10 protein-coding genes are annotated in these 11950 nt (G+C 70.4%); 4 read left to right on the forward strand and 6 right to left on the reverse strand.

The window, feature by feature from the left end; translation table 11 throughout:
• On the forward strand, positions 1 to 411 hold a 411-nt coding region (locus AC1D1T_RS24545; protein ID WP_477992641.1), incomplete at its 5' end, for a TOBE domain-containing protein.
• Entirely contained in the window at positions 408 to 1157 is a 750-nt protein-coding gene (ugpQ, locus tag AC1D1T_RS24550) for a glycerophosphodiester phosphodiesterase (protein ID WP_477827786.1), read from the forward strand. The genes AC1D1T_RS24545 and ugpQ, both read left to right, overlap by 4 nt.
• 336 nt (positions 1158 to 1493) lie before the next feature.
• Here ugpQ and AC1D1T_RS24555 read toward each other — a convergent pair whose 3' ends face one another.
• Positions 1494 to 2867, reverse strand: a complete 1374-nt coding sequence (locus AC1D1T_RS24555; protein ID WP_477992642.1) for an MFS transporter — start codon at positions 2865 to 2867, stop codon at positions 1494 to 1496.
• A 95-nt stretch (positions 2868 to 2962) separates the two neighbouring features.
• Between AC1D1T_RS24555 and AC1D1T_RS24560 the strand changes: the two genes are divergently transcribed.
• The gene (locus tag AC1D1T_RS24560) at positions 2963 to 4564 is read left to right on the forward strand and encodes a sensor histidine kinase (RefSeq protein ID WP_465114041.1); all 1602 of its coding nucleotides are present in this window, start codon (positions 2963 to 2965) and stop codon (positions 4562 to 4564) included.
• Here the strand turns inward: AC1D1T_RS24560 and AC1D1T_RS24565 are convergent, their stop codons facing one another.
• From AC1D1T_RS24565 to AC1D1T_RS24585, 5 genes are all read right to left on the reverse strand, one after another.
• The gene (locus tag AC1D1T_RS24565; protein WP_477841863.1) at positions 4565 to 5593 is read right to left on the reverse strand and encodes a cupin-like domain-containing protein; all 1029 of its coding nucleotides are present in this window, start codon (positions 5591 to 5593) and stop codon (positions 4565 to 4567) included.
• A complete protein-coding gene (locus tag AC1D1T_RS24570) occupies positions 5556 to 6950 on the reverse strand; it encodes a tetratricopeptide repeat protein (protein ID WP_477826431.1) in 1395 nt (464 codons plus the stop codon). The genes AC1D1T_RS24565 and AC1D1T_RS24570 overlap by 38 nt, the downstream gene beginning before the upstream one ends.
• A 70-nt stretch (positions 6951 to 7020) precedes the next feature.
• Positions 7021 to 7239 (reverse strand): SlyX family protein, encoded by a 219-nt coding sequence (locus AC1D1T_RS24575; protein WP_047505769.1) that lies wholly within the window; start codon positions 7237 to 7239, stop codon positions 7021 to 7023.
• Positions 7240 to 7296: 57 nt separating this feature from the next.
• A complete protein-coding gene (locus AC1D1T_RS24580; RefSeq protein WP_477992643.1) occupies positions 7297 to 9918 on the reverse strand; it encodes a hypothetical protein in 2622 nt (873 codons plus the stop codon).
• Positions 9915 to 10370, reverse strand: a complete 456-nt coding sequence (locus AC1D1T_RS24585) for a type III secretion system chaperone family protein (RefSeq protein WP_477826433.1) — start codon at positions 10368 to 10370, stop codon at positions 9915 to 9917. The genes AC1D1T_RS24580 and AC1D1T_RS24585 overlap by 4 nt, the downstream gene beginning before the upstream one ends.
• A gap of 224 nt (positions 10371 to 10594) precedes the next feature.
• On the opposite strand from AC1D1T_RS24585, the gene AC1D1T_RS24590 reads away from it, so the two are divergent.
• Complete coding sequence (locus tag AC1D1T_RS24590) at positions 10595 to 11755, forward strand: MFS transporter (protein ID WP_477841867.1); 1161 nt, start codon at positions 10595 to 10597, stop codon at positions 11753 to 11755.
• The last annotated feature ends 195 nt before the right edge of the window (positions 11756 to 11950 follow it).

The raw sequence follows: 11950 nt of genomic DNA on the forward strand, positions 1-11950 counted from the left end.
GAAGAGGTCTACGCCCGCCCGGCCACCACCTTCGTCGCGAGCTTCATCGGCTCGCCGCCGATGAACCTGCTGACCGGCCGCGCCCAGGGCGCGAGCTTCACGTTCGGCGGCGTGGACCTGCCCCTGCCCCACGCGGCGCCGCGCGACGGCGAGCTGATCCTCGGCGTGCGCCCGGAGCACCTGGGCCATGCGAGCGTCGCGCACGACGGCGGCTGGCCGCTGGCGATCGAGATGGTCGAGATGCTGGGCGCCGAGCGCCTGGTGCACGGCCGCATCGCCGACCATGGCTTCACGCTGCGCATCGACGGCACGCTGGTGCCGCCGGCCCCTGGCAGCACGCTGCACCTGAAGCCGTCGGCCGAGCACCTGCACTGGTTCGATGCGGCAAGCGGCAAGCGGGTCGCTGCATGACCACCTGGCCGTACCCACTGTGGGTCGCGCACCGTGGTGCGGGCCTGCTGGCACCTGAGAACACTCTGGCCGCATTCCGCGTCGGGGCCGGCCACGGCTACCGCGCGTTCGAATGCGACGTGAAGTTGAGCGCCGACGGCGTGCCCTTCCTGCTGCACGACGCGACGCTGCAGCGCACGACGCCGGAGCGCGGCCTGGCCTCGGATCGCAGCTGGGCCGAGCTGTCGCGGCTGGACGCCGGCGGTTGGCACAGCCGCGGCTTCGCCGGCGAGCCGATCCCGAGCTTCGAGGCGATCGCCCGCTACTGCCTGCGCAACGGCTTCGCGCTGAACATCGAGATCAAGCCGACGCCGGGCGACGAGGCCGAGACCGGCCGCGTCGTCGCGCGCGAAGCGGCCCGGCTGTGGGCCGGCGAGGCGGTGCAGCCGCTGCTCAGCTCGTTCAAGCCGGATGCGCTGGCGGCCGCCCGCGACAGCGCGCCGGCCCTGCCGCGGGCGCTGCTGCTCGACAGCCTGCGCAGCGGCTGGCTGGAAGAAGCGCAATCGCTCGGCTGCGTCGCCGTGGTCACGCACTACGGGCTGATCGACAAGGCGGTGCTGGCCCGCGTGCACGGCGCCGGCCTGCGCGCGCTGGTCTACACCGTGAACGACCCGGCCGAGGCGCGCCGGCTGACGGGGCTCGGCATCGACGGCATCATCACCGACGCGGTGAACCGCTTCTCACCCGGCAGCGCGATCCACGACTGACGGGAAACCGCGCCCGGGTGACAACCCGGGCTCAACCCCCATTTGTTCGCTTGTCACCTCCCCAAAGAGCGGTGGTGGCCAAAGGCGCGKGYGGGGAGGCTGTGGAGCGCCAATAGGGACGGGGCGCCGGAGCTGGCTGGTTTCATGGCCCGCGTGCGCAGCACGCTTCGTGCACTGACTGTCGCCCACTGTTTGACCACAACGAACGAAGTGAGTGGCGGGAGTTTGGGCGACGGGCCATGAAACCAGTCAGCGCAGGGCAGTCATCGCCCCCTGGGGCGATGACCGACCCGGCCGGCGAGCCACAGCCTCCCCGCACGCGCCTTCCGCGCCACGTCACTCCGCCGCCGGCCGCACGTCCGCCTCCGCCCCCATCCAGTCCTCGACGTTCTCCAGCTTCGGCAGCTCGCGCACGTTGCGGATGACCGGATGGCGCCCCGCCACCGCGGCCACCAGCAGCGCAAAGGCGCCGGCGAACACCAGCGAGGCGCGCAGCCCGACGTGCTCGCCCAGCCAGCCGCCGAGCAGTGCACCCGGCCCGGCCGGGATCAGGATCAGCCAGCGCATCGTCGCCGTCATGCGGCCGAGCAGCGGCTCCGGCGTCACCGCCTGCCGCAGCGCGAGGAAGTTGATGAAGATCAGCACCGCGCCGGCCGAGAAGCACAGCAGCATCGCCGCGAAGGCCGCCACGCCCCAGGAGTTGGCCGGCGCCRCCGCCAGCACCAGCCAGCCGACGCCGCAGATCACGAAGCCCAGCACCAGGCACGGCCCCGGCCCGTAGCGCCGGCTGATGCGGTTGCCGTACACGCTCGCGAGGATGGTGCCGCCGCCCATGCCCATGTAGCTGAGGCCGATCGCCTGCTCGCCCAGGCCCAGCGTGCGGGTCGCGAACAGGATCTGCACCACCAGCGCCGCGTGGTGGCACATCTGCCACAGGCCCACCGCGGTCGCCAGCGCGATCAGCAGGCGCTGGCTGCGCACGAAGCGCACGCCGGCCTGCAGGTCGCGCCAGAAGTGCGCATCGGCGCGCGGGCGGCGGATCTCGACGATGCGGATGCCGCGCAGGATGCCGGCCGACAGCAGCAGCAGCGCCGCATCGACCAGCAGCGCGAGCGGCGCCCCCACCAGCTTGATCAGCGCGCCGGCCAGCCCCGGCCCGGCCACCTCGGCACCCGAGGTGGCGAGCGCGTTCTTCGCGTGCGCCTCCACCAGCCGCTCGCGCGCCACCACCTGCGTCAGCACGATCTGCGCGGCAGTGCCGGCGGTCGTGTAGACCGTGCCGATCACGAAGGCGACGACGTACATCCACGGCATCGTGAGCCAGCCCATCCACCAGGCGAAGGGCACGCTCGCGACGACCACCGCCAGGCTCGATTCACCGAGGATGTAGACCGGCAGCTTGCGCACCCGGTCGAGCCAGACCCCGGCCGGCAGCGAGAACAGCACGAAGGGCAGCGTCTCCATCATCGTCAGCAGCCCCATCTGCGTGGGCGAGGCGTGCAGCAGCAGCGCGGCGGTCAGCGGCAGCGCGAGCATCGTGACCTGGCCGCCGAACGAGCTGATCAGGATCGAGGTCCAGAGCCGGCGGTAGGTGGCGTCGTGCAGCAGGTCGCCCACCGGCAGCGCCAGGCGTGCCCGCCAGCTGCGGCGCCAGGCCGCCAACCGTTCCGACAGCCCGGACACCCTCCCTCGCACGGGCCGGCGAATCATCGATTCCCTCTCATATTTATGCGGCATTGGTCTCAACCGGAACCGCACAGTGTGCCGCGGTTCGCTACCATCCGTCTCTCAAGGAGGTGCACGACATGCAAGCCCTGCAGATCCTTCACCTGGAAGACGACACGCTCGACGCGGACCTGGTCCAGCGCGAGGTCGCGCGGCTCGACATCCGGTCGAACTGGGTGACGGTCAGTTCCAGCGAGCAGTTCTTCGAGGCGATGGAGAACACCCGCTTCGACGCGATCCTCTCCGACAACCGCGTGCCCGGCATCGAGGGCCTGCAGGCGCTCGAGGTCGCGCGGCAGCGCCGGCCCGGCATGCCGTTCATCTTCGTCAGCGGCAACACCGATCCGCGCTGGGCCGAGCACTGCCTGGAGGCCGGCGCCACCGACTACGTCCCGAAAGACCAGCTGTTCCGCCTGCCGAGCGCGCTGCGCCGGCTGCACGACGCGCGCGAGGCCGAGCGGCTGGCCCGGCTCACGCGCGGGCGGGCGCTGCTGGTCGACCTGGTGAAGGAGCTGTCGCTCGCGCGCAGCGTCGACACCATCGTGCGCATCGTGCGGCGCGGCGCACGCCAGCTGAACCAGGCCGACGGCGCCACCGTCGTGATGCGCGACGGCGAGTTCTGCCACTACGTCGACGAGGACGCGATCGGCCCGCTCTGGAAGGGCAGCCGCTTCCCGCTCACCTCGTGCATCAGCGGCTGGGCCATGCTGAACGGGCAGGCGGTCGCGATCCCCGACATCTACCTCGATCCGCGCATCCCGCACGACGCCTACCGGCCGACCTTCGTGAAGAGCCTGGTGATGGTGCCGATCCGCGCCGAATCGCCGATCGGCGCGATCGGCAACTACTGGGCGAACACGCACGACGCGACGCCCGACGAGGTGGAGCTGATCCAGGCGCTGGCCGACTGCACCTCGCTCGCGTTCGAGAACGTCGCGGTCTACGAGAGCCTGGAGCGCCGCGTGCAGCAGCGCACCGCCGAGCTGCAGGAGGCCAACAGCGAGCTGGAAGCCTTCACCTACTCGGTCTCGCACGACCTGCGCGCGCCGCTGCGCGCGGTGCAGGGCTACACCGAGATGCTGCTGGCCGACGCCTCGCCGCCGCTGCAGGGCCAGTCGCTGCTGTTCGGGCAGAGCATCCTGGCCTCGGCGCACCGCATGCACGCGCTGATCGAGGACATGCTCAGCCTGTCGAAGGTCACGCGCGCCCAGGTGCGCGTGCAGCCGGTGCACATCGGCGCGATGGCGCGCGACATCATGAGCACGCTGCAGACGGCGTGGCCGCAGCGCAGCGCGCAGGTCGAGCTCGACGCCACGCTGATGGCCGACGGCGACGCCGGCCTGCTGCGGCTCGCGCTGGAGAACCTGCTGTCGAACGCCTGGAAGTTCACCGGCAAGCGCGACGACGCGAAGATCTCGTTCAGCGCCGAGGCGCAGAAGGACGGCCGCCTGGTCTACTGCGTGCGCGACAACGGCGCCGGCTTCGACATGGCCTACGTGCAGCAGCTGTTCGAGCCGTTCCGCCGGCTGCACCGGGAATCGGATTTCCCCGGCACCGGCGTCGGCCTTGCGATCGTGCGCCGCGTGGTGCAGAAGCACGGCGGCGAGATCTGGGTGCACGCCGAGAAGGACAAGGGCGCGAGCTTCTTCTTCACGCTGCCCCGCGCCGGCAGGGCACGCTAGCTAGCGCATCCGCTCCTTCAGCAGCGCGCGCAGCCGCTCGCGCAGCTCGGGCGTCATCTCGCCGAGCGCGCCGCGGCGGTTCGCCGGGATGTGCGCCGCCGCGTCGCGCCCGGCATCGAACACGTAGTGCTCGAAGATCGCGGCCCAACCGCGGCGCTCCTCGGCGGGCAGCGACTTCAGGCACAGCAGCACGTGCAGCAGGGCGTCGAGCGCCGACGGCACCGGGTCGCCCGCCGCCAGCGCGCCGCGCCACCAGTAGTTCACCAGCATGTTGAAGCCCGCGAGCGACTCCACATGGTGCCACCACAGCGCCGGGATCAGGATCGCATCGCCCGGCTCGAGCTCGGCCACCTGCGCGGCGGCGATCGCCTCGCGGAAGCGCGGGAAGCGCTCGAAGTCGGGCGCCGCGAAGTTCACCAGGCTGATCGGCGTGCCGGTCGGGGCGTGGTCGAGCGGGCCGATGTACAGGTTGCCGATCTGCTCCGGCGGGAACAGCGTGAAGCGGCGCCGGCCGGCCACCACGCAGGCGATGTTGCTCGATTCGTCGAAGTGCGCCGGCGTCGTGATCGCGTTGCCGAGCCAGATGCGCGGCACGATGCTGCGCCCGAGCAGCGGCAGCGGGTTCTCGTCGACGAAGCCGGGCAGGCAGTCGGGGATCGGCGAGCTCTGCACCGCCACCGCCGGCGGGTTCGGGAAGGCGGAGTAGCGCAGCACCTGCTCGAGCACCGTCGACAGCGGCAGCTGGTTGCGCATGAAGTTGAAGCCGCTCATGTCGGCGTTGTAGAAGAGCCGCCCGTGCTGGTCGGGCGGCGTCATCACCGCCTGCACCTGGCTGCCGTTGTCGTGGTCGGCCAGGTATTGCGCGAGCGCCAGCGGCGACGCGAGGCCATGGCGCACCGCGGGCCAGTGCTTGACGAGCCCGCGCAGGATGGTCGGGCGGGCGCCAGCGATCACCTCGCGGCGCAGCGTCTCGTCGTCGAGGCCGGTGACCTCAAGGATCGGTGTGGTGGTGATCGGCTGGGACGGCATGGTTCGCCGAGGATAGCCCACGCAATGCCGCGGCGAGCTCGGCCACCACGGGCGACCAATCGCCGCGCTGCGCCTGCCGGAACAGCCGCAGCACGCCCGGATACCACGGCGAATCGCTGCGCCCGGTGAGCCAGCGCCAGTCGGTCATCTGCTGCGGCAGCAGCACCCAGCACGGCTTGCCGAGCGCACCGGCCAGGTGGGCGACCGCGGTGTCGACGCAGATCACGAGATCGAGCGCCTGCACGATGGCGGCGGTGTCGGCGAAGCTGTCGATCTCGCCGCCCAGGTGCAGCGCGACCGGCGCGCGCAGCGCCTCGTCTTCGCCAGCGCCCTTCTGCAGGCTGACGAAGTGCACGCCGGGCAACGCGGCCAGCGGCGCCAGCAGGTCGATCGACGGCAGCGATCGCTCGTCGTCGTTCTCGAACGCGGGGTTGCCCTTCCAGACCAGGCCCACGCGCAGGCCGTTCGCCGGGAGTGCCCGCTGCCATCGCGCGGCGGCCGCCGGCTCGGCGCGCAGGTAGGGTTGGGCGGCGGGGATCGCGTCCGGCCGGGTGCCGAGGTGGCGCGGCACGCTGGTCGCCGAGGTCCAGCAATCCCAGTGCGCGGGCGGCAGCAGGCCGTCGGCCGGCAGCACCTCGTCGACACCGTCCAGCGTCGCCAGCAGCGCCTGCAGCGGCGGCGGACACAGCAGCGTGACGCGCAGCGCACCGGCCTGCTTCAGCACGGTGGCGAAGCGGCTGAACTGGATCATGTCGCCGTAGCCGCCCTCCAGGCCGACCAGCACGCGGCGGCCGTCCAGCGGCTCGCCCTGCCAGCGCGGGCAGGTGACGCGCCCGGCCAGGTCGAGCTGCCAGCCGCGCCACGCGTAATGGGACCAGCCCTCGTCCCAGCGCTCGTCGCGCAGGCACAGGTAGGCGAGGTTGATGTGCGCCTTCGGGTATTGGGGGTCCAGCGACAGGCTGCGCCGGCAGCAGGCTTCGGCGTCGCCGTGCCGGCCCATCTGGGCGAGCAGCACGCCGAGGTTGGACCAGGCGGCCGGCGCCTCGGGATCGAGCTGCACGGCCGCCCAGCAGGCGGCCAGCGCCTCGTCGAAGCGTTTCAGCCGCGCCAGCAGCGCGGCGTGGTTCAGGTGGATGGTGGGTTGCTGCGGCCGCAGCGCGAGCGCGCGGCGGTAGCAGTCGTCGGCCTCGCCGAGGCGGCCGGCGGCCTCTGCCAGCCAGCCGAGGTTGGCGTGCGCCTCGCCCAGCTCAGGCTCGATCGCGATGGCCTCGCGGAAACAGGCCTCGGCACCCGCTGCGTCGTGCGCGGCGAGGTGCCGGGTTCCGTCGAAGAAGCGTTGGCTTGCAGCGGGCTGCATGCCGGCATTGGAGCGCGCCGGCCTACATGGCGATCCCCGGAGCTGCGGGGCAAGAGCCCGGCTGTTCCGGTCAATAGTGCGGCGGCAGCTCGTCGCGCAGGCTGCGGAACGGCCCGGCGTCCTGGCCGGCGGCCTGCTGGCGCAGCAGGGCGATCTGGGCTGCCATCTGCTCGATCTGCTGCTGCTGGCGCGCGAGCAGCGCGTTCAGCGAATCGAGCAGGTCCTCGCTGAAGCTGGCCTTGATCTCCAGGGCGGTGAGGCGGCGGTCGGTGTCGTGTGCGGAGTCCATGGGGGCATTGGAACTCAGCCGCGGACGCCTCGGGATCGGGCTGCACGGCCAACCAGTTCAACCCAGGTCCTCACTCTCACCCACACCCTCGTCCTCAGTCTTGCTGGCAGATACCGGTACCGGTGCCAGGGCCAGGAACAGCTCCTGCGCGACCCTGTCGGCCGACCCGGCCAGCCCCCCGGCCGCCTGCAGCGCCCGCACGTCGTTCAGCAGCACCGCCTTTACCTTCTCTCGCACCATTTGCATGTCTTCGCCGGACCTCCTGCCGTGCAACCGGCGTGCGACGCGGGCATCGAGCGCCGCGCGTACTTGGTCCGCCCAGGGGCCATCCTGCTGCAGCGTCGCCTCCTCGAGCAGCTGCGTGATCCGGTAGTGAGACATCGCCAGCGCCCCGGTCCAACCTGTCCGCTTCGACGCGCGCTCTTCGGCAAGAAACCAGGTGCCCAGATGCCGCTGCGCCGGTGATTCGCTCTCCACCGGCAGGAGGGTCCGACTGAAGTCAAGCATCCGCCGATAGACACCGTCCACGCCCGCCTTGGCGCCGCGTTTGTCGAAGCCTTGCGCCAGCACCTTCATCGACTTCTCGAATGCCGGGCGATCGACGCCCAGCCCCCCATCCTTGCGCGAACTGAACATCAGGAGCGCGATCGCTTCGGCATAGGGCAGCCGCCCGGTGCCAGCGAGCAGCTGTGCATTCGCCTCGGCGACCTCGAAGACCGTCTCGAACACCGCCGGCTGAACGGCTTCAGCCGCGCGCGCGGTGGGCGCCGCCAGCAGGTTGCGGATCACCCCCTCGACGGTATCCATCGCACCCGCCTCATCGCCGGCATGCAGCTTCGCCAGCACGCCGTGTTCCAGTTGATCGGCATCCATCACCACGAGTCCGAGATGCAGCATCATCTTCATCGAGAAGCTGAGCGGCTGGCCATCCCGGAACCCTTCGGTGACCTCGCGCGCCATGACCTCCCACGCCAGCACTTCGTTCCCGCCGGGGCCATAGCTCGTCGTCTTTTGCCCGCTGTAGCCCACTGCGCCGTTCACGAACTTGCCCTTGCCGCGGGTGGTCTGGAAGCCTTTGATGAAGCTGTCGCACAGCGCCTCGAAGTCGCGCGTGGCCTTCAGGGCCTTGCTGCTGCGCTCGCCCTCCTTCTGCGCATGGGCTTCCTGTGCCCGCAGGTGCTGGCGGTAGGCCAGCAGCGCCGAGAAGATCATCGCGGCTACCGCAACCACCACCGTGGAGGCTTTGCCCATCGCTGCGACGCCGATGCCGAGGAGCGGCAGGAGCATCGCCAACAGCGACGTGGTCCCACCTCCGCCGCGCACGATCCCATTGAGGATGCGGCTGATGGCGGTGAGCCTCTCGGTATTCGCGATGCCGATCTTGCGGTCGCAGTACATCATTGCGGTCAGCAGAATCGCTGCATGCACCGGATCTTCCCCGACCTCCGCCTCGAGCTTGGACAGCTGCTCGAATCGCCAGCTGAACTGCTGCATCGTCAGCTTGGCCCACGTGTGCTCGTTGCAGCCCTGGAACACGTCAAACGGCCCCGCCATCATGCCGAACGGCCCGGCGACACCGAGCATGGCCGAGTCGTGCAGCATGTAGAGCGCCGCTCTGCCGATCGCGGCCATGCCCAGTGCAGCCGCCCCTGGAACGTCCCGCAACCAGCCCCCCTGCGCCTGTTGCGCGTCGGCCATGTTGCGCTTCGCCGTGCGATCGGCCATCCAGAGCGAGCCTTCCGGCTTGCGCCCATGCTCGGCGTGGTACTGGTGGATAGTCGCGGCCATCACGGCAGCGCTGTCGGGCCAGGCCGCCACGGCCGACCAGAACTCCATCGCCTGCAGGCCGAGCTGCGGGTCAGGCCGCTCGCCTGCCAGCCAGCTGCGCAGTACCGTCTCGGCCGCCGCCAAATTCAGCAGCACCTTGCATTGCGCCTGCTGGATGGTCGACAGCTTGGTCAGCAGCACGCCATCGATGGTCGCCCCGTGCCAGCCCAGCGTCGCCAGGGAGGCGAGTTCGCCGACCCCCGAGATCAGCTGTCCGACCTCAGTACCAGAGGCCGCCGCTCCCAGCTTCATGGCCAGGATCGCGCCATTCACCAGGTAGTTGATGCGATGCTTTCGGGTCGTCAGCACATCACCCGGGGCTTGCGGATTGAAGGCATGGGAGCCACCCGTGATGCCGACACGGGCCGCCTGGCGCCGCACGCGGGCAGCGAGCTTCTTGGACCGTGCCTGTCGCTTTCCGACGGTCGACTCCTTCTTGGTCCGGGCCAGTTTGGTGCCGGCCTCCCCCACGACGAGGAGGCCGGCCTCGACCCACGCGCGCGCCTTGCGGGCGCACAGAGGTGCAATGCGGTCGAGGATCTCTGCGGACAGCTGCAGGTGCGCCTCCAGGAGATCCACCTCCGTCGCCGGAACGTCCGCACCGAGGATGCGTTCCGCTTGCGTCTGGAAGGGGCACGCTTCCAGCGCGCCGAAGCGCCGCACCGGCGCCAAGTCGCCACGCTGCGCATAGACCGCGACGAATTCGGCGTAGCTCTGAGTGTTCAACCCATCCGCGCTTCCGCTTTCCATCGTGATCGCCGAGTCGGATGATTCACTGACAGACGCCGAGGTACGGCTGGTTGCACCAAGACCAGGCCGCCGCGTTCCGTACGAAGAGCGTGCCTCCTTCATGCCAGCACCTCTTGCGCATGCCACGCGCCGGCCGGGCTCTCGCCGCCGGCCGCGAGTTCGGTGGCCTGCAGATCAGCCTTCAGGCGAGCCACCCACGACGGCACCTGCCACAGCAACCATGTCGACAAGGCCTCCGGCGATTCGAGGATCTCGGGCGCCACGAGCGCGACCCCGACGATGTGCCCGGTCACCGGGTGCAGCGCCAGCGTGAGCGGTGCGTCATCGGCACGCCGCAGGTTCAACTGCAGCAGCCGGCGCAAGAGCTCCGGCTCATGCTGCGGCAGCGGTCCGAGATCGAGCACCATCCGGACGGATCCGTCCGGCGCACAGCCCAGCAACACGTCGGTGCCGGCCACGTTGATCAGCCCCTTGTGGAACAGGTCCGGCAGATCATCCAGTTCCAGGCTCGCGGCCAAGCCCGCCATCAACGCTTCGAATCGCTCTTGAAACATGGGTCACCCTTTGTGGGGATTCCCTCCCTGGTTCACGCCCCCGTGTGGGAGCGCAAGCTGTGTGTCAGATCGCAATGCAGCAATTCCAGACGGATGGCCTGCCTCCCTGCATTGCGACTGCACTTCCACCCACTTCGGCCGGCATCCAGGCATCTCCCGGCGCGAACGGACTTTCGGGTTTCCACGTAGAGTTCGGGGCTTCCTCCGCACGCGCTCCCCCTCCCGTGAACCTTCCCCTGCTCGCCCTGGCCGCCGCCGCATTCGGCATCGGCACCACCGAATTCGTGATCATGGGATTGCTGCCGGATGTCGCCCGCGACTTCGGCGTCACGGCGCCGGTGGCCGGCATGCTGGTCTCCGGCTATGCGTTCGGCGTGACGATCGGCGCGCCGATCCTCGCGATCCTCACCGCCAAGTGGCACCGCAAGCGGGCGCTGGTCTCGCTGATGGGCTTGTTCATCCTCGGCAATGCGCTGTGCGCGATCGCACCGAACTACGAGTTCCTGATGGTCGCGCGCGTCGTCACCGCGTTCTGCCATGCGGCCTTCTTCGGCATCGGCGCGGTCGTCGCGGCCGGGCTGGTGCCGCACGAGAAGCGGGCGCAGGCCGTCTCGCTGGTGTTCACCGGCCTCACGGTGGCCAACATCCTCGGCGTGCCGCTGGGCACCGCGCTCGGCCATGCGGCCGGCTGGCGCTCGACGTTCTGGGCCGTCACCGGCATCGGGCTGGTCGCGATCACCGCGCTGTGGCGCTGGCTGCCGTCGGCGCTGCCCGCGCAGGAGGGCAGCATCCTGCGCGAGTTCCGCGCGATCGCCCGCTTCCAGGTGCAGTGCTCGCTGCTGATCAGCACGCTGGCCTCGGTCAGCATGTTCACCGTGCTGACCTACATCGCCTACATCCTGCGCGACGTCACCGGCTTCTCGCCCGACCAGATCAGCTGGGCGCTGATGCTGTTCGGCGGCGGCATCACGGTGGGCGGCCTGCTCGGCGGGCGGCTGGCCGACTGGCGGCTGATGCCGGCGATGGCCGGCCTGTTCGCCTGCATCGCGCTGGTGCAGCTGACGTTCTCGTGGACCGCCCCCTTCGCGCTGCCGGCGATGGTGACGCTGTTCGTCTGGGGCATCGTCTCGTTCGCGATCGGCCCGGCCGCGCAGGTGCGGGTGCTCGACACCGCCGTCGGGGCGCCCAACCTCGCCTCGACGCTGAACCAGGGCGCCTTCAACCTCGGCAACGCCGGCGGCGCCTGGCTCGGCGGCCTGCTGATCGCCGCCGACCGGCCGCTCACCGATCTGTGCTGGCTCGGCGCCGGCGTCGCGGTGCTGGCGCTCGGGGTCGTGCTGGTGTCGGCGCAGATGGACAAGCCGGGGCGGCTGGCGGCGGCTTGATCGAGCGTGCAAAGGCGTGGGTGGGGAGGCTGTGGCTCGCCGGCCGGGTCGGTCATCGCCCCTGGCGGGGCGACGACTCCCCTGCGCTGACTGGTTTCATGGCCCGTCGCCGAAACTCCCGCCACTCACTTCGTTCGTTGTGGTCAAACAGTCGGCGACAGTCAGTTCACGAAGCGTGCTGGCGCACGCGGGCCA

Source organism: Rhizobacter sp. P2_H3 (genome assembly GCF_056403355.1).